The organism is Undibacterium sp. RuRC25W (assembly GCF_049339825.1).
Classification (GTDB): Bacteria; Pseudomonadota; Gammaproteobacteria; order Burkholderiales; family Burkholderiaceae_D; genus Undibacterium.
Map to the genome: position 1 here is coordinate 67,883 of NZ_JBMPPD010000003.1, position 17,584 is coordinate 85,466.

At 46.5% G+C, this 17,584-nt stretch carries 18 protein-coding genes, 2 tRNA genes and 1 riboswitch; of the genes, 12 read left to right on the forward strand and 8 right to left on the reverse strand.

Going from position 1 to position 17,584, the window contains the following annotated elements; translation table 11 throughout:
• The first annotated feature begins 107 nt into the window (after positions 1–107).
• From ACO0KV_RS02595 to ACO0KV_RS02650, 12 genes are all read left to right on the forward strand, one after another.
• Positions 108–680, forward strand: a complete 573-nt coding sequence (locus ACO0KV_RS02595) for an RNA polymerase sigma factor (RefSeq protein WP_423039590.1) — start codon at positions 108–110, stop codon at positions 678–680.
• A complete protein-coding gene (locus ACO0KV_RS02600; protein WP_423039592.1) occupies positions 677–1,093 on the forward strand; it encodes a DUF3619 family protein in 417 nt (138 codons plus the stop codon). Before ACO0KV_RS02595 ends, ACO0KV_RS02600 begins: the two co-directional genes overlap by 4 nt.
• A gap of 2 nt (positions 1,094–1,095) precedes the next feature.
• Complete coding sequence (locus ACO0KV_RS02605) at positions 1,096–1,782, forward strand: DUF3106 domain-containing protein (protein ID WP_423039594.1); 687 nt, start codon at positions 1,096–1,098, stop codon at positions 1,780–1,782.
• A 4-nt stretch (positions 1,783–1,786) separates the two neighbouring features.
• The gene (locus ACO0KV_RS02610; protein ID WP_423039596.1) at positions 1,787–2,299 is read left to right on the forward strand and encodes an RDD family protein; all 513 of its coding nucleotides are present in this window, start codon (positions 1,787–1,789) and stop codon (positions 2,297–2,299) included.
• Positions 2,300–2,481: 182 nt separating this feature from the next.
• The gene (locus ACO0KV_RS02615) at positions 2,482–3,153 is read left to right on the forward strand and encodes a TetR/AcrR family transcriptional regulator (RefSeq protein ID WP_423039598.1); all 672 of its coding nucleotides are present in this window, start codon (positions 2,482–2,484) and stop codon (positions 3,151–3,153) included.
• Positions 3,150–3,731, forward strand: coding sequence for a TIGR00730 family Rossman fold protein (locus tag ACO0KV_RS02620; RefSeq protein WP_423039600.1), 582 nt, complete (start codon positions 3,150–3,152; stop codon positions 3,729–3,731). The genes ACO0KV_RS02615 and ACO0KV_RS02620 overlap by 4 nt, the downstream gene beginning before the upstream one ends.
• Positions 3,732–3,877: 146 nt before the next feature.
• Positions 3,878–4,087, forward strand: coding sequence for a DUF3460 family protein (locus ACO0KV_RS02625; protein ID WP_423039602.1), 210 nt, complete (start codon positions 3,878–3,880; stop codon positions 4,085–4,087).
• 29 nt (positions 4,088–4,116) lie between these two features.
• The gene (locus ACO0KV_RS02630; RefSeq protein WP_423039604.1) at positions 4,117–4,971 is read left to right on the forward strand and encodes a segregation and condensation protein A; all 855 of its coding nucleotides are present in this window, start codon (positions 4,117–4,119) and stop codon (positions 4,969–4,971) included.
• Positions 4,972–5,036: 65 nt separating this feature from the next.
• Entirely contained in the window at positions 5,037–5,876 is an 840-nt protein-coding gene (gene panC / locus ACO0KV_RS02635; protein WP_423039606.1) for a pantoate--beta-alanine ligase, read from the forward strand.
• Between the two features lies 1 nt (position 5,877).
• Positions 5,878–6,777, forward strand: coding sequence for a cobalamin-binding protein (locus ACO0KV_RS02640; protein ID WP_423039608.1), 900 nt, complete (start codon positions 5,878–5,880; stop codon positions 6,775–6,777).
• Between the two features lie 109 nt (positions 6,778–6,886).
• Positions 6,887–7,771, forward strand: coding sequence for an EamA family transporter RarD (rarD, locus tag ACO0KV_RS02645; protein ID WP_423039610.1), 885 nt, complete (start codon positions 6,887–6,889; stop codon positions 7,769–7,771).
• Between the two features lie 208 nt (positions 7,772–7,979).
• A riboswitch (TPP riboswitch) is annotated at positions 7,980–8,076 on the forward strand.
• A gap of 77 nt (positions 8,077–8,153) precedes the next feature.
• Complete coding sequence (locus ACO0KV_RS02650) at positions 8,154–10,343, forward strand: TonB-dependent siderophore receptor (RefSeq protein ID WP_423039612.1); 2,190 nt, start codon at positions 8,154–8,156, stop codon at positions 10,341–10,343.
• 356 nt (positions 10,344–10,699) lie between these two features.
• Here the strand turns inward: ACO0KV_RS02650 and ACO0KV_RS02655 are convergent, their stop codons facing one another.
• The 8 genes from ACO0KV_RS02655 to tolA form a co-directional block, all read right to left on the reverse strand.
• A complete protein-coding gene (locus ACO0KV_RS02655) occupies positions 10,700–12,157 on the reverse strand; it encodes a Ppx/GppA family phosphatase (RefSeq protein ID WP_423039614.1) in 1,458 nt (485 codons plus the stop codon).
• 124 nt (positions 12,158–12,281) lie between these two features.
• Positions 12,282–13,163: a class I SAM-dependent methyltransferase gene (locus tag ACO0KV_RS02660; protein ID WP_423039616.1), complete on the reverse strand. Its 882-nt coding sequence runs from the start codon at positions 13,161–13,163 to the stop codon at positions 12,282–12,284.
• Between the two features lie 264 nt (positions 13,164–13,427).
• Positions 13,428–13,503 (reverse strand) — tRNA-Lys (locus ACO0KV_RS02665).
• Between the two features lie 57 nt (positions 13,504–13,560).
• A tRNA-Lys gene (locus ACO0KV_RS02670) sits at positions 13,561–13,636 on the reverse strand.
• Positions 13,637–13,707: 71 nt separating this feature from the next.
• Positions 13,708–14,469, reverse strand: a complete 762-nt coding sequence (gene ybgF, locus ACO0KV_RS02675) for a tol-pal system protein YbgF (protein ID WP_423039618.1) — start codon at positions 14,467–14,469, stop codon at positions 13,708–13,710.
• A 188-nt stretch (positions 14,470–14,657) separates the two neighbouring features.
• Positions 14,658–15,197 (reverse strand): peptidoglycan-associated lipoprotein Pal, encoded by a 540-nt coding sequence (pal, locus tag ACO0KV_RS02680; protein WP_423039620.1) that lies wholly within the window; start codon positions 15,195–15,197, stop codon positions 14,658–14,660.
• A 27-nt stretch (positions 15,198–15,224) separates the two neighbouring features.
• Positions 15,225–16,502 (reverse strand): Tol-Pal system beta propeller repeat protein TolB, encoded by a 1,278-nt coding sequence (gene tolB, locus ACO0KV_RS02685; protein WP_423039817.1) that lies wholly within the window; start codon positions 16,500–16,502, stop codon positions 15,225–15,227.
• Positions 16,503–16,517: 15 nt separating this feature from the next.
• A complete protein-coding gene (gene tolA, locus ACO0KV_RS02690; protein WP_423039622.1) occupies positions 16,518–17,492 on the reverse strand; it encodes a cell envelope integrity protein TolA in 975 nt (324 codons plus the stop codon).
• Between the last annotated feature and the right edge of the window lie 92 nt (positions 17,493–17,584).

Genomic DNA, 17,584 nt, shown 5'->3' on the forward strand with positions numbered 1-17,584 from the left:
CGGTTTGGGGTGGCGACAGCGAAGATGCCGGAACCACGACATTAACGCCATTAGAAAAGACGTGCGCCAGTCCTAAATGCAGAGTAACTCTATGAATATTGCCAACAATGGCTACTGATAAAGAATTAGCAAACTTCCTCGAAGGTGTCGAGAGGCGCGCTTTTAAACATGCCCTTTACACGGTAAGGAATGAAGAATCGGCTCTGGATATTGTCCAAGAGGCAATGATTAAAATTTCTGAAAAATATGGCGATAAGCCAGCAAATGAGCTGCCCATGTTATTTCAACGTATTTTACAAAATACGATGTTGGATTTTTTCAGACGCGAAAAAGTCCGCAATACATGGGTTAGCCTTTTTTCAAGTATTACCCCAAACAACAATCAGGGTGACGACAATTTTGACCTACTGGAGAGCTATGCGGCAGAAGAAGGTACCGAAGCCGCTGAATCAACTGCTGACAAACTTGAGCGTGAGCAAGTCCTTAATATTATTGATGAAGAAATAAAAAAACTCCCAGCACGTCAACGGGAAGCGTTCCTCATGCGTTATTGGGAAGACATGGATGTCGCAGAAACCGCCGAGGCGATGGGCTGCTCAGAGGGAAGTGTTAAAACTCATTGCTCTAGGGCAACTCACGCACTAGCCACATCATTAAAGGCTAAAGGAATACAGTTATGAACTACTCGAAAGAATTGCAAGACCTCGACTTTGCATACAAAGTCCGGCGCGCACTGAATGAATCAGCCGAAGGCTTGCCTGCACCTACACTAGATCGCTTAGCACAAGCACGTAAAACAGCTATGGCCCGTAAAAAGCCGGATGGTGGGGTCAAAGTTCATGTTTTCAGTGGCATATTGGCTGGCAGCAACGGCTTTTCCTTCCCTGGCCCATCGACGTGGACTGGGCGGCTTGGCTTGATCATCCCGCTACTTGCCTTGGTCGCTGGACTTGCTGGTATTTACCAGCACGAAAAAGAGCAACGGATTACTGAACTGGCCGATATCGATACTGCAGTATTAGTTGATGAATTACCACCAGCTGCTTACGTTGACACCGGATTTACGGCCTATCTGAATAAAGCGGAGGAATAAGCGTGACGCTTTGCAATGTACGTCAATTCCTCATCGTTACGTTTATCACCCTCTGGTTACCGTTCGCCTATGCTAACGGTAACCATCCTGCTCCAGCATCAGCGCCTGCGACTAATCAGGCCAAACCCCTTTGGTCAGAATTAAGTCCGATACAAAAGCAAGCACTGACACCGTTGGCGGCAGAATGGGATCCGATGTCAGAAAATGGCAAAAAAAAATGGATTGAAATAGCAAACCGCTATGCCACCATGAAGCCCGCAGAACAACAACGGCTGCAAGAAAGAATGCGTGACTGGGTTAAATTAACTCCTGAGCAGCGTCGTGCTGCCCGAGAAAATTATGCTCATACAACACAATTAAACCCAGAAAATAAATCTGCGCAATGGCAACAATATCAGCAACTGACTGACGAAGAAAAAAAACGTCTTGCCAATCAACATCAAAACAAGAAAAATCTGACAAATCTGGTTGCTGAATCAATCAAAAATCCGCAAGTAATCGCGCCGATCAAAGTCGGACCTAAGCCAGCAGCAACTAAACCAGCGACAGCTACTACAGTACCAACTGCTCCGGCGACATCGGTAGGGTCTGCGACAAGCTCAAGTGCAGCTGCGCCTGCGGCACCAACACCAGTAGAAGCGCCCGCAGCTGCAAGTGCTAGCTCCGTAACACAATCTGTCGCGAAATAAATCAGTGAATACAGACTTACAAGCACCGTCTCTGCGTCGTCGATTAATTTGCATGGTCTATGAGGCCATGCTTTTGTTTGGCATCGTCTTTGTATTTGGTTTCATTTTTGATGTAACAACACAAAGTAAAAGCGCCTTAATGTTAAGGCATGGTCGTCAAGCTTGGTTGTTCTGTGTGGTTGGCGCCTACTTTATATTCTGCTGGAGCCGTAGCGGTCAGACGCTGGCAATGCAAACCTGGCGCATTCGCGTCACTAACCAAGATGGCAACAAACTGCCCGTGATTAAGGCCATCATGCGTTATGTTCTTGCATGGATGTGGTTTGTTCCTGCCATGGCGTTGAGTTATGAATTTGAGCTCAAAGAGTGGTCAATGATGATTTTGCTAACGCTTGGCATGACAGCGTGGGCACTCACTGCCAGACTAGATAAAAATGGGCAGTTTTTGCACGATAAATTAGCAAAAACCTGCGTGATTCAAGTTCCAGAACAAGTACAAAAAACGTCAGATGCCTGAGTACTTTTTGCTGGGTACGTTTTGATGTTAGCCTGATCAATGTTATTCTAATGAAATAACTAAGGGCTTACACAAAACTCTCACCCAGTCACGGCGATATCAGTCCTCGTCTTACGACATAAAGCCATAGCGTCTCCGGGCCGATTTTGAGTCAGTCCTATCATCTATTGAGATTGAATGACATGCAACACAAAGCTCCTCGCCGCACCCGAGAACGTATCCTTGAACTGTCGCTGCGCCTATTTAATGAATTTGGCGAACCCAATATCACAACAACTGTTATTGCGGAGGAAATGAACATTTCCCCAGGCAATCTTTATTATCATTTCAGAAACAAAGATGATATTGTTAACTCTATCTTCACGCAGTTTGAGTCTGAAATTAATAAAAAATTGGCCTTCCCGCAGGGGCGCAAAGCCAATATCCAAGATATCTGGACGTACCTTCATTTGACATTTGAGCTGGTCTGGCGCTATCGTTTTTTTTACCGTGATTTAAACGATTTGTTATCGCGCAACAGGAAGCTAGAGCTCAATTTCAAACAGATACTGTCACATAAGATTAAGGTGGCTACCGAACTTTGTATCGGTCTGCGTACGGATGGCGAATTTGAAGGAACCGACATGGATATAGACGCCCTGTCAACCAACATGGTCGTTGTCGCCACGTATTGGCTTTCGTATGAGTACGTCCGCAATCCACGCAAATATACTGAATTACAAACCATGTCCGAATCCCTTGCACGAGGCTGTTATCAGGTCATTTCGCTGATCAGCCCGTATTTACGGGGCAACACTAAACACGTATTTGAAAAGCTCTCGCAAGATTATTTGCAGAAAATAAATCAAGCATGAAATCCGTTTGCGTCTACTGTGGCGCCTCGCCAGGTATCACACCTGATTATGCTGTCGCGGCTCGTCAGCTTGCAGGAACCTTAGTTTCGCAGCAATTAAGCTTAGTCTATGGCGGTGGCAATGTTGGCCTCATGGGAATCATCGCAGATGAAGTACTACGCCTAGGCGGAACTGTGACAGGCGTTATTCCACAAGCATTGATGGACAAGGAAGTCGGGCACATTGGACTGACAACCTTACACATCGTAGAAAATATGCACCAACGAAAAGCGCTTATGGCAGAGTTGTCAGATGCCTTTATCGCTATGCCAGGGGGTATCGGCACTCTGGAAGAGCTGTTTGAAGTGATGACTTGGTCGCAGTTAGGGTTTCATGACAAGCCAATCGGCTTACTCAATGTCAATGGCTTTTACGACGGTCTGCTCAAATTTCTGGCGCATACCAAAACACAAGGGTTTCTGCGGTCTAACCATCTCGATATTCTTTTATCTGCAGCAGGCCCCGAACAACTGCTTCAACGATTAAGGGCTTATATTCCTGTTCAGACCCGCAAATGGCTAGGCAACAAGGATCTATAGTTTGCGTGGTTTTCATATTGCTAATCCAACGTTTTTCTTTTTTTCAGCCAACAACTTGTTTCAGTCACCCCTCGAAATAGGGTTCTTGGCGAAATTAAGAGTAAAATGCGACTTCAATCGTTCTTTTACCTGTTTATTTCGCCATTATGAAATTCTCCAAGCAATTCTCTTTGTACCAATCTGAAGCGACCCACTTTATCCAAAGTTTAAAAAGCGCTAATCCCAAATTAGAACAAGGACAACGTGATGGACGTGCCCTCCTTTGGGATAAGGCACCAGTGGATCTCAGCATACAAAAAGACACTTTAGAATCCATTGTTCCACAACAACCGTATGTCTACCAAAACAAGGCATAAGCCTGCTTCATCGCTTTGTCTGTGAGCCTGTGAGTACAAGCACACTCCCCCCTACTGATCTGCCGTTGGTTGGCGGTACTGATACCACGCCCGACGTGGTGGATGGTCTGGCGTTTGCCAAACTATATGGGGAACCCCTATTCAAATTACCGAACGATCTCTACATCCCGCCTGATGCCCTTGAGGTCTTCCTCGAAGCATTTGAAGGCCCATTGGATTTATTGCTGTATCTGATCCGTAAACAGAATTTCAACATTCTTGATATCCCGATGGCGCAAGTCACATTGCAATATCTCAAGTATGTCGATCAGATTCGCAATCACAATCTGGAACTTGCCGCAGAATATCTGCTGATGGCGGCGATGCTGATTGAAATCAAATCCCGCATGCTACTACCCTCGACCAAAACCGCCGAGGGTGAAGAAGCAGAAGATCCACGCGCCGAACTCGTCAGGCGTCTGCTGGAATACGAGCAAATGAAGCTCGCTGCTTATGACTTAAATGCAGTGCCACAACTTGGTCGTGATTTTTTACATGCTCAAGTCTTTGTCGAGCAAAACACGGTCCTTCATTGGCCGCAAGTTGAACTTGCAGATATCCAGGCAGCATGGAAAGATATTTTAAAACGTGCGACTCTGGTCGCACATCATAAAATTAGTCGCGAAGAGCTATCGGTGCGGGAGCATATGTCAGGCATTTTACGCAAGTTGCAGTCTGCAAAATTTGTCGAGTTTTCTGACCTCTTTGATCCTTCGCGCGGCGCTCCTGTACTGGTTGTTAATTTTGTCGCCTTACTTGAACTTGCGAAAGAAACACTGATTGAAATTACGCAGGCTGAAGCATTCGCACCAATTTATGTGCGCCTTGCCTATTCGCCAAGCTGATTATTGACCAGCGGACTGTGTAACCAGTTTATCGAATAACCTCTGAATTCATTGAATCACTTACTATGAAAATCATTTCATCCATTGAAGAATTGCGCGACCATCTGAGTGGCCAATTGCGTACTGCATTTGTACCGACCATGGGCAATTTGCATGAGGGTCACTTGTCGCTCATGCGGCTAGCAAAAAAACACGGTGATCCGATTGTTGCATCTATTTTTGTAAATCGCCTGCAGTTCGGACCCAATGAAGATTTCGATAAATACCCGCGCACATTCCAGGCCGACGTAGAAAAGCTAGAAAAAGAAGGTGTCTATATCTTGTTCGCACCCACCGAAAAAGATTTGTATCCTGAGCCACAAGAATTCCGAGTTCGACCACCAGATGATCTAGGGAATATTCTTGAAGGCGAGTTCCGTCCAGGATTTTTTACCGGAGTGACCACCGTCGTCTTAAAACTCTTTTCTTGCGTGCAGCCTCGCGTCGCCGTGTTCGGTAAAAAAGATTATCAGCAATTGATGATCGTCCGCAACATGAGCAAACAGTTTGCGTTACCAACTGAAATTATCGCTGCCGATACATATCGCGCAGAGGATGGACTGGCACTCTCATCCCGCAATATGTATTTATCGGAAGCAGAGCGCGCTGAAGCACCAACGTTATACGCCGCGCTGAACGATGTGGCCAACGAGGTGCGTAGCGGTCATCTCGACATGTTTGAATTAGAGCGCAAAGCGATGGCAAAGCTGGCCAATCGCCAATGGAAACCAGACTATATATCGATCCGCAAACGTGCCGACTTACAACCACCTTCCGCTGGCGATCTGGCACAGGGTGCGCCGTTAGTTGTACTTGCTGCTGCGAAGTTGGGCAACACGCGCCTGATTGACAATCTGGAAATTTGAATTGAAACTGCGCCAGATCAGTGTCCTACACCCTCTACTGCTTCTGCAACTGCTGCTGATCGCTTGGAGTTCCACAGCGTTAGCAGCAGTGAGCGTGAAGGATGATGCGCAACATACGATTACGCTGACACGACCAGCGCAGCGCATTATCAGCCTCGCACCCCATGCGACTGAATTATTGTTTGCAGCAGGTGCAGCGAACAACATCGTCGCTGTAAGCGACTATAGCAATTTTCCTGAAGCTGCTAAAAATCTGCCGTCCGTGGGCAATGTATTCGCCTTAGATACCGAACGACTCTTGGCGCTCAAACCTGATTTGGTCGTAATCTGGGGTACTGGCAACGCGAAAGTATTGGCCAACAAATTACGCAGCCAGCACATCACTGTGTTTGAAAGCGAACCACGTAATTTTGAAATGGTGGCAAGCTCCATTGAGCGACTATCCCTCTTGGCAGGAACTGAAACTGTTGGCAATACTGCTGCAGTCAATTTCCGGCATCGGCTAGAGGATCTGCGCAAAACCTATCGACAACCAGATAACGCAACGCCAATCACTGTTTTCTATCAGGTATGGAGCAAGCCACTCATGACGTTGAATGATGAGCACATGATATCGGCATCAATACGACTTTGTGGTGGCGTTAACGTGTTTGGTAAATTAAAAGACTTGAGCCCGACAATCACCACAGAAGCGTTATTGGCAAGTAATCCCAACGTCATCGTCACCGGTGGTGATAATAATGATAGCCTCAATGAATGGCGTCAGTTCAAAATGCTTAACGCCATAAAGAAAAATCATTTATATGCGGTCCCTGCAGACTTACTCAATCGTGCGGGACCACGCATTCTTGATGGCACAGAGGCGCTCTGCAAACAACTCGCCCTTGCCAGAGAAAAATAACGAGGTCGAGTGCAGTTATTTGATCAATGCATACAGCACACGTCTCTGTTTACGGCGATAATGCTGCATCTGGCCGAATTTTCGGCCTCCTTTTTTTGGGAATGCAGTAATGCGTAAAGGTATTTTACTTGCGGGCGCCGCCTACACCATCTGGGGTTTGTTTCCACTCTATTTCAAAGCCCTACACTCGGTTCCTTCATTAGAAATTTTGTTAAGCCGTATGTTATGGTCACTTTTATTTTTAGTGATTGTGTTGAGCTTACGTCGGCAATGGGACTGGCTGGCAATAGTGCGGCGACAACCCAAACTCATCGCTAGCTTTGCCGTCAGCGCCTTGCTTTTATCTGCCAACTGGTTTATTTACATTTGGGCGGTCAATGATGGAAGGGTGATCGATGCCAGTCTTGGGTATTTTATGACCCCGTTAGTCAACATTCTGATTGGATCTATTTTACTCAAAGAACGTTTGCGCTTGGGTCAATGGGTAGCAATTTCATTCGCTGCCTTTGGTGTAGCGTGGATGACTTTCCAGACTGGCCATTTACCTTGGATAGGATTGTCACTCGCAGGAACGTTTGGCACCTATGGATTATTGAGAAAAACAGCTGCACTCGGCGCGTTAGAAGGACTCTCACTAGAAACAGCGATTTTCTTTCCATTTGCTTTCGGCTACCTGACCTGGCTAACGATGCACGGACAGAACGCTCTCATTACCAGCGGAACCGATATCAAGGTATTACTGGCTTTAAGCGGCCCAATTACAGCAATTCCCTTGCTCATGTTTGCTGCTGGTGCTCGTCGCATTCCGATGACCACACTTGGATTACTCCAGTATATTGCGCCTTTTGTGCAATTAATGCTGGGTGTCTGGATATTTAATGAAACCCTAGATGCGCATAGACTGATTGGCTTCGTTGCCATCTGGGTCGCCTTAATTGTTTATTCTGGTGAAGGCTTGTGGGTTAATTTCAAGCAAGTAAAGATCTCTCAGTGAGAAGTGCATTGTACGTACTGCATGCATAGCTCAGACGTAACATGGTAAGCAGATGAGTTAAAGAAATACCGTTTATTTTTTATTTGCATGAAAGCAACTAAAATCTCTGAGCATAGACTGACAGGGGTATCTTCTCCATTAAAAACCACAAATTACAAGGGGAGGATGCGGCTCAAAAAGCCCCACCCATCGTTTCATGTTAAAGTACCGACTTCGCTAGGGGTCCTGGAAATTTTTTCTGGGTGAGATAGTCCCTTGAACCTGATCTGGATAATGCCAGCGAAGGGAAGCGCAAAGTCCACGCTGTTTATATTCCTGTCTATGCTTTGTTTGCTCCTTTGCTGCCATCCTGCATGCGCACAACGAGTACAACGAGCACACCATGACACAATTCACTGCACGCCCTTCCATCCTTTCTTATCCCGCACTTCGCCCCACGTTGATGGCTATCGCTATTGCACAACTAATGTGCATGACAGCGGCATACGCTGCTGCCGAACCTGAAGCAGCAGTTAACGCAGACGCACAAGCACAGCCCCTACAAGAGGTGGTTGTATCCGGCAATAAGAGCGCGCAAAAACCCGACCATACCAAAGTCACTGGTTTTATTGACCAAAAACTGATCGATACGCCATTTTCGGTCAATACATGGGGCGTGCAGCAACTGCAGGATCTGCAAATTCGCTTAACAACAGATGTTGTTAAATACGATGCCAGCATCAATGATGCCTATAATGCGGTCGGCTATGCAGAACAGTTTTCTATTCGTGGCTTTGCACTGGATAACGAATATAGCTATCGCAAGGATGGCTTTGCTATTCCTGATGATGGCGTGATTCCTCTTGAGAACAAAGAAACCATTGAAATACTGAAGGGTGTTTCAGGTTTTGAGTCGGGCTTTGCAACGCCCGGTGGCATCATCAATTATGTCACCAAACGTCCAACGGATAGCGATCTGCGAAGTATCACAACCAGCATCTCTGAACGTGGCACCTTATATGGCGCGTTAGATTTAGGCGGTACCTCGTCAGATAAACAATTTGGCTACCGCATCAACGCCGCAGAAGAACGCTTACGCTCTTATATCATTGGCGCGAATGGCAACCGTCAGTTTCTTTCTGGCGCCTTTGACTGGCATTTATCGTCGCAATCCTTGTTGCAATTTGATTTCGATTACCAGCACCGCGCACAAATCTCTGCACCGGGCTTTCAGCTGACCAACGGTACCGATTTGCCACAGGGCATTCGCGCCGATATGATGCTCAACAACCAACCTTGGTCAAAACCGGTTGATACGACTGATAGCGATATTGGACTGCGATACGAGTACAAACTCAATAGCGTTTGGACTGCAAGCATTAGCGTCAATAAGCACGAATTCAAACGAAATGACTATACCGCTTTCCCCTACGGATGTAGCACCGGCAACATCCCTTCTGGCTACTGTGCGAATGGTGACTACGATGTGTACGACTATCAAAGCGTCGGCGAATCAAAATCATCGTGGGGTAGTCAGGCATTATTGAGCGGAAAATTCACCACTGGCTCTTTTCAACACAAGTTCGCTGTTGGCTTGAGTGACTCACAGCGGAAGGACTATTTTGGTGAATATGTCTATGATTTCGCTGGTACAAGTAATATCTTCCATCCGATTGTCGTTGGTCAATCCACCAATTCGACAGGCCCGGTGATGTTGCAGCGGACGGATAAGGAATGGTCAGCATTCGTGCAAGATGCGATCAGTTTAAGTGATGCATGGACACTGCATGCAGGCATTCGCCATCTCAACATTCATCGTACTCAACTGGGCTATCCTGGATATCAGCATAATTACTGGGTACCCAATGTTGCCATCGTCTACAAACCTACACAAAACACCTCATTATACGCATCCTTTGCGCAGGGCTTGGAACATGGCACTGTCGCGCCTGTCGGTACGAACAACGCCACTCAAATGCTTGATCCGGCAAAGTCCAAACAGCTTGAAATCGGTATAAAAACGGATGCGCGCAAAGATCTCAGTCTGAGCGCAGCGTTGTTTCGCATTCAAAAACCGCTTGAGTATATCGACACCAATCAGGATAGTAATTTTAATAATTACATTCAAAATGGGACTGCAAGACATACTGGCCTTGAATTCACAGCACAAGGCAAGGTCACATCTCAACTTACGTTTGGTGCAAGCCTGACGGCGCTGGACGCGATACAAGAGGGTACTGGTGACGCTTCACAAGATGGTAAGCGCGTACTGAACGTGTCTAAGCTCAAATCAACCGTCTACGTCGATTATGCAGTTGCAAGCATCAAGGGGCTGGATCTGAATGCAAGCTGGCAATACTCAGGCAACAAAGCCTATACGCCCGATAATTCAGTGCTTGTACCGAGTTACCAAGTCTACAATGCGGGTGCACGTTACGTCACCCGCTTCGGCAACACAACGACCACCCTGCGCTTTAATGTTGATAACGTCTTCAACAAATTCTACTGGCGCGACGCAACCCAAGAACTGGGCGGTTACCTGTTCCCTGGTGCATCACGCATCTATAAATTATCTGCGCAATTTGATTTCTGATTGATTGGCTTATGTTGATGGACGACGGACTCAAGGCGACCCAAAGAATTTTGGTTGTGGCTTGAGCAAGTTGTCAGACTTGACTGCATTCTCCGCCTGCGCGGAGAATGACAAAGCTGATGTATTTTTTTAGTTGGTGTTTTGGGTTTGGGTTTGGGTTTGGGTTTGGGTTTGGGATCGGTTTTGATTTTTCCCGCTTGAGACAAACCAATTTGTGCGAGACGAAAACGGATCAAAAAGTATCTTTGCAAGAGCGCAGCGAGTTTAGATACCTCCCCATTTTGCGTAACGCTCCAAACATGCTGGAATACTAATTTTCAGATGAAAAATAAAGTCGCGAGCGATCTCTCAAGACATCAAACATTCGTTCTGACCAAAAAATCAACACCAATCTCACGCCAGGCTTCGATCTCTTTCTGCAACCAATACGCCACCGTCGGATGCAACGTCACCCAGTTACGACGCATTTCTAACTCGATACCGCGCTTCATTTTCAGACGAATATCTTCGTAATCAAGATCAGCACGAGAATGCATCAACATGACAGATAAGCGCAACGCCAATATAGCTTTGGCAAAATCAGCATCGACCAGCGCCTCACCTAGCTTACGCAGATTACCTTTTTGACTCAGGATGAGCTTACTCATAATACGTTGCTCGCGGGTAGTAAACCCAGCCATGTCCGCATTTTCTATCATATAAGAGCCATGCTTATGATAACCAGTGTGCGAGATCGCCATCCCTACTTCATGCAGCCGTGCGCTCCATAACAGTAAACGCAAGTAATTATCTGACGTAGGTTTAAGTTGTTGATAGAGTGATTTCACCATATCAACCACCCGATTTGCACGCGCCATATCAGCGTTAAATACCGTCGCTAATTTTTGTACTGATACTTCACGGCGATCACGTTTTGTTGAGCGCAGGTACAAATCCCACATCACCCCCATACGCAAGCCAGCCTCAATCGGCAAGAGCAATTCAATGTTGAATTCGGTCATCAGGCCGATTAAAATCGCCAACCCGCCCACAACCATGGCAACCCGCTCAGGTTTAATACCACTAAGCTCCAGATCACTGATTTTGCCGCATTGAACACAATATTGCTTTAGAGCGTTAAGGCTAAGTAATGTGATTTTTCCATCACCTAGTCCACCCTTGATGATGGCATCTGCAATGGCACGCATCGTGCCTGATGAGCCGTAGGCCTTACGCCAATGCTGAGGCTGATATGTTGGAGCAGCATCTTCAAACATGGAACGTGCCGACAGAATAGCGGCCTCAAAAGCCGCATCAGTCAAACGACCGTCAGGGAAAAAGTTGGTACTCGTCTTGACCGTACCGATACTGAACGACTCGACGTTCACAATCTCATGACCCCGACCAAGAATAACCTCTGTCGAACCACCACCTATATCCATGACTAAGCGACGCTCGCCAGGAATAGAAACGGAGTTTGACACGCCCATATAAATCAGGCGCCCCTCTTCCTCGCCAGAGATAACATCGATCGGATGGCCGATTGCGGCTTCCGCCAACGGCATGAGTGCTGCAGCATTTTTTGCGATGCGGATCGTATTTGTCGCAACAACTCGCAAATAATCGACGGGATAAGCATTCAGAATTTCACGAAACCTACTTAGGCAGTCAATCGCACTCTGCATTGCCTCCGGTGTCAGGTTACCTTGATCATCAAGTCCAGCCGCCAGTCTGATCGGTTCCCGCGCACTTTTAACTACGCGAATGGAATCCCCTTCGTGACGAGCGATATGCATACGAAAACTATTAGAACCCAGATCCACGGCGGCCAGCATGTTTGCTTTCCTTCTAAAGGTAATACCAGTCAATATTTTAGCGTTATAGGAAAATGATACTAATCATTTTTTATGACATTGCAATGACGATCACATCGTCCGATGTCAGGCATCGTTTCTTGTCTTACTGCGGAACAAAGAATCGCTCACGCATACTGTCTAGCCCAGTCGTATTGAGCATTTCGGCTAATCGTTCAGCTGGACGTTTTGCTGGCATTCCTTTGTATTCAGCAATAATCAATTCGTTTTTCATGGAATGTTCCCAGCCAACCAATTCCGTCACTCTGACCTGGTAGCCGTGCGCCTCTAGTTGCAAGCAGCGTAAAACATTGGTGATCTGACTACCAAATTCACGCGTGTGAATAGGATGACGCCACATTTCTGAAAGCGGATTATTGCGCACTGCATCGCCTTTGTTCTTGCGTAACTCCGAAGCCACCTCAGCCTGGCAGCATGGAACCAACACCATGCACTTGGCTTTCTTTTTTAAAGCAAATTGAATGGCGTCATCTGTCGCAGTATCACATGCATGCAACGCGGTCACGATATCAATCTGCGGTGGAAGTTGATCAGAATGGGTGGACTCAGCGACCGACAAATTAAGAAACGACATGCCCGGAAAGTTAAGTCGCTGGGCCAGCTCGGTTGACTTTTGCACCAATTCATCGCGCGTCTCGATACCATAGATGCGCGCGTTACTCAGGGCTTGCTCGGATTTAAAAAATAAATCGTACAAAATAAATCCTAAATAAGACTTCCCAGCACCATGATCAACAAGACTGATATTAGGATGAGACTCTTGCAACTTAAGTAACAAAGGTTCAATGAATTGATATAAATGATAGACCTGTTTCAATTTGCGGCGACTATCCTGATTCAATTTGCCATCACGCGTGAGGATGTGCAACTCCTTGAGCAGCTCAACAGATTGGCCCGGGCGGATTTCATGCTTCTCTGGTGCTAGTGAGGCCTGTGGAGTTTGATTTTTCACGGCATTTTTCTTCATTTTTCTGTGCTCGATCATTATAGGATGGTAAATCAGGTCGAAAACAATAGGTGTATTTTTTCATCACCCTATGACCGACATGTCGCGCGGCATTCCTCATTGTACTAGTTGCTGTCATTGACTGGCCGAACAGTCTTTGTTGCCGTGCAATGCGGGCCTATCTTGCATGAATCATTCATATGTTTAACATGCCGATCACCTGCAAATAACAACGTATAAAAGCAAAAAGCCAACCCGTGTGGATTGGCTTTTTGCTTTTTGTTTTGGTAGGCCGTGCGGGATTCGAACCTGCGACCAACGGATTAAAAGTCCGCTGCTCTACCAGCTGAGCTAACGACCCAAAACCTGCTAAAAAAATCTAAAAACTTAATCGCAACTTAAGCTTCTTTTGTATTCGTGGTAGGCCGTGCGGGATTCGAACCTGCGACCAACGGATTAAAAGTCCGCTGCTCTACCAGCTGAGCTAACGACCCGAAAGACCGAAATTATATGGCGTTTCAGCCCCTCTGTCAATCCCCGTCTTAGGATTTAATCCTTATACTGATTACTTCACGGGGGACAGGCGACTCTTAGCAGCTTGTGCAGCTTCAGTGCCAGGGTATTGAGAGATCAACGCTTCGAGTGTTTTCTTAGCAGCAGGCTTGTCCTTAAGCTCCGTATAACAGCCAGCGATGTTTAACATAGCATCAGGTGCTTTTGGGTGATCAGGATAGGCTTTGATCAACTGTTGCATAGCAGAGACTGTGCTTTTACAATCACGTTGTGCATAGTAGGAATTGCCAAGCCAGTACTGCGCCGAACCCAGATAAGCCGATTGCGGATAAGCAGCGATAAAACTAGTAAATGCCGGAGCAGAATTTTTGTAATCACCTTCTTTGAACAAGGCCATCGCATTATCAAAGGCACGTTGTTCATTCACCTCAACAACCGCATCCTTACCATCAACAGTCATGCGTTTAGGTTCAATTTTACGCAAACGGTTATCCAGATCCACATAAAAATCCTGCTGTCGGCGCTGGGTATTGGCGATATCATTTGACAACACTTCTATCTGCCCACGTAACTTCGCTATTTCTGAACGCAACTGCTCATTCTCATTTGCCAGATCCAGTGCCGTGCTTTTATTGGCCTTAGTGTCATCCGTTTTATCCAGACGCACATTGACGGCATCCACTTTTGCACGCAAATCAAGAATTGCTTTACGCGCTTCGTCGTCGTCAAAAATACCGGCTGACGCGATACCGGGTGCTAACGCAGCAAATAATGCAGCAACAAGAATCGATGTGCGAAAAGAAGAAAGTTTCATAGGAATCATTAAGTAGAAGTACCGGATGAAAAAGACGGAAGAGCAACAACCTGACGTGGACTAACAGGCACCGTCAAATTACCAAAAGCAAGTCGCATTTGAGCGCCCATAATAGAAAGGCGCCGGCCACTCAAAAAGTGACCGACGCGATGCATTTCACAGGCAATTAGCCAATCAAAAAAAGACTGTTATTGATAGACGACATCAGCGCGGCGATTTTCAGCCCAAGATGCTTCGTCGTGACCAGTTGCTTTTGGTTTTTCTTTACCCAAAGACACTGCTTCCATTTGAGCCTCTGGTACACCCAACAGGCTCATGGATTTACGAACAGCCTCAGCACGTTTTTGACCGAGCGCCAGGTTGTATTCGCTACCACCACGTTCATCGGTATTACCTTGAATCAGAACCTTACGCGCTTTATTGGTACCGAGGTATTTGGAGTGATTTTCAACGACAGATTTGTAGTCATCTTTCACGATATAGCTATCAAAGTCGAAGTACACACTGCGTTTAGCCAATACACCTTGTGGATCATTCAAAGGATCAACAGAACCCGTCACCACTGTTTTTACTGCATTGGTGTCAGCGGTTGGCGTAGTTGCAGTTTGCACTGGTTTTTCTTCTACTTTGGCTTTATCTTCCAGAGGCACTTTGGATGCACAAGCAGTCATCAGTACAACACTGGAAATCATCAAAGCGATGCTTTTAGTTTGGGAAGTGAAGCGCATATTCTCTCCTGATAAAATGAGTAAAAATTATTTCATAAAGGGACCCCAGGTGGGCTCCCGAATATCTCCGGCTTGCACCGTCAATCTTTGTTTTACTTTGCCATCAACAGAAACAACAGCGAGTGCTGCACGACGACCAGACTCGGTTGCATACATGATGTAACGACCATTAGGCGAAAAACTAGGTGATTCGTCTTTTGTTGTATCGGATAAACGTTGCTCTTGTCCGCTCACCAGATCTAACGCGTATAGCTGAAACTTTCCTTCGCGTCTTGAGATATAAGCCAAGGTCCGACCATCTGGAGAGATGCGCGGCGTAATATTATAGCTACCGTTAAATGTGACACGCTTAGGCTCTCCACCATTGGCATTAATGCGGTAAATTTGCGGACCACCACTACGGTCACTCAAAAAGTACACAGACTCACCATCTGCCGAAAACTGCGGCTCGGTATCGATGCTGCTACTGCTAGTCAATTTCTTCAATCCAGAGCCATCAGCAACAATCGTATAAATCTGCGTCAGCCCATCACGAGAGAGGGCAATAGCCAGACGACTTCCATCGGGAGACCACGCCGGTGCTGAGTTACTGCCCTTGTAGTTAGCAACCACCTTGCGCTCGCCAGTTACCAGGTTTTGTACCCAAATGACTGGTTTTTTTGCCTCAAAAGAGACGTAAGCCACCTTAGTCCCATCGGCAGACCAAGCGGGAGAAATAATGGGTTCATTGGATCGCAGTGCAACCCGCACGCCCTCACCGTCAGCATCGGCAACTTCTAGCCGATATTCTGAACCGGACTTAGTCACATAGGCGATTCGTGTAGAAAAGGCACCGCGGACACCGATCAATTTCTCGTAAATATCATCCGCAATTTTATGTGCCGTCAACCGAGTATTTATAGGTGACGTGGCGACCGCAAACCCAGATAAGGTAGAGGATTTAATCGTGTCGAGCAATTTGTAACGAACATCAAAACGCCCATCAGCCAAGCTCTGCACACTACCGACGACCAATGCTTCTGCTCCACGCTTCTTCCAATCATCGAAATTAACTGGCGTCGTCTCAGTGACAACCGCGCCGGCATCAATGATTTTAAAGTAGCCACTGCGTGACAAATCATCTTTGATAATATTGGTAATTTGTTGTGGCGTTAAACCTTCATTGGCAAAAGAGGCAATAGCAACAGGAATCTGGGTAGAACCAACGCCAGACACCTCTACGCGCAACTGGGCGTAAGCAGGCATGCTACCACTGAGACTGATCCCAGTAACGACTACGGCACCCAATGCCATTTTTTTGATCATAGACATCATTGCAAATTACTCTTCTTTCATTTTGTAATGCAAATCCAGGCTGGTTGCAGCGGCACCAGAGCTGTCGCGAGGGAAAGGCTGCGCTTTATCAATCCCCTTCGCTACCGCGTCATCAAACGCCTGAATTCCGGATGATTTCAGTTTACGGGCGGGTCCACGCAAATAGCCATCTGGCAGCAAATCAATCTGATAAACGACCTCAGGACTACCTGCAACCATATCTGGTGCATTGTAAATGGTATTTGAACGAATTTTCGCAGCAATTTTTGCACCGTAACTGGGGTCACCGCGATTATTACCAGTAGACCTTGCAGCCGTGCCTGAACCACCACTCCCAGTCGCGCCAGCCTGTGCTGACAGGCGCTGCATATTCTCTTTGAACAACTTATCACTCGCCGTTTTTTCTTTCGCTTGCTGAACTTTCTGATCTGCAAGCTTCTGCTTATCCAGCTTTTCCTGCTTTTCTTGTTTTAGCTTTTCGAGTTCTTTTTCTTTTTTAGCTTGCAACTCTTGCTCAGCAAGACGTTTTTTGGCTAAATCTCGGTCTTTTTCTTTCTCTTTTTCCTTTTTCGCCTGCAACTCTTCCTGCTCTCGTCGCTCTTTCCTTTGTTGCTCAGCGACGTCTTCCTGACGTTGCAGTTCTTTTTTCTTTTCGAGGCGTTTGCGCTGTTTTTCTTGCTCTATCACAATATCAGGATCTTCTTTGGGCACTTCTTCTTTGATCACTGGCGCCGGAGGAGTCGCCACCTGCTCAGCCGCAGGCTCAGGAACAACGGGAACAGGCAATGGTGCAGCGTCACGCATGGTCATATCCCATACTTCAGCTTCGACTGCCGTCGCCTCTTTGTTCTGCCATTTAATACCAATCCATAAAAAAACAAACAGCAACAAATGCACCAGCACAGCGAGCGCAATTGCGCGTCCCTGACCTGATTGATATTGCTGGAAATAGGATCGTCCTGAGATAGAAGCTTGATTCATACGTGAATGTGATTCGCCAAGGTTGACTTGGTTCCCTAAAATATGAAAATTTTATGGTGATGCCTGAATTATAAGCTTGCTAAGGATAATTT

What these genes read in the sequence shown, in the direction of transcription:
- ACO0KV_RS02595 (WP_423039590.1), top strand. Translation starts at nt 108, where the DNA reads ATGGCTACTGATAAAGAATTAGCAAACTTCCTCGAAGGTGTCGAGAGG.
- ACO0KV_RS02600 (WP_423039592.1), top strand. Translation starts at nt 677, where the DNA reads ATGAACTACTCGAAAGAATTGCAAGACCTCGACTTTGCATACAAAGTC.
- ACO0KV_RS02615 (WP_423039598.1), top strand. Translation starts at nt 2,482, where the DNA reads ATGCAACACAAAGCTCCTCGCCGCACCCGAGAACGTATCCTTGAACTG.
- ACO0KV_RS02620 (WP_423039600.1), top strand. Translation starts at nt 3,150, where the DNA reads ATGAAATCCGTTTGCGTCTACTGTGGCGCCTCGCCAGGTATCACACCT.
- ACO0KV_RS02625 (WP_423039602.1), top strand. Translation starts at nt 3,878, where the DNA reads ATGAAATTCTCCAAGCAATTCTCTTTGTACCAATCTGAAGCGACCCAC.
- panC (WP_423039606.1), top strand. Translation starts at nt 5,037, where the DNA reads ATGAAAATCATTTCATCCATTGAAGAATTGCGCGACCATCTGAGTGGC.
- rarD (WP_423039610.1), top strand. Translation starts at nt 6,887, where the DNA reads ATGCGTAAAGGTATTTTACTTGCGGGCGCCGCCTACACCATCTGGGGT.
- ACO0KV_RS02650 (WP_423039612.1), top strand. Translation starts at nt 8,154, where the DNA reads ATGACACAATTCACTGCACGCCCTTCCATCCTTTCTTATCCCGCACTT.
- ACO0KV_RS02655 (WP_423039614.1), bottom strand. Translation starts at nt 12,157, where the DNA reads ATGCTGGCCGCCGTGGATCTGGGTTCTAATAGTTTTCGTATGCATATC.
- ACO0KV_RS02660 (WP_423039616.1), bottom strand. Translation starts at nt 13,163, where the DNA reads ATGAAGAAAAATGCCGTGAAAAATCAAACTCCACAGGCCTCACTAGCA.
- ybgF (WP_423039618.1), bottom strand. Translation starts at nt 14,469, where the DNA reads ATGAAACTTTCTTCTTTTCGCACATCGATTCTTGTTGCTGCATTATTT.
- pal (WP_423039620.1), bottom strand. Translation starts at nt 15,197, where the DNA reads ATGCGCTTCACTTCCCAAACTAAAAGCATCGCTTTGATGATTTCCAGT.
- tolB (WP_423039817.1), bottom strand. Translation starts at nt 16,502, where the DNA reads ATGATCAAAAAAATGGCATTGGGTGCCGTAGTCGTTACTGGGATCAGT.
- tolA (WP_423039622.1), bottom strand. Translation starts at nt 17,492, where the DNA reads ATGAATCAAGCTTCTATCTCAGGACGATCCTATTTCCAGCAATATCAA.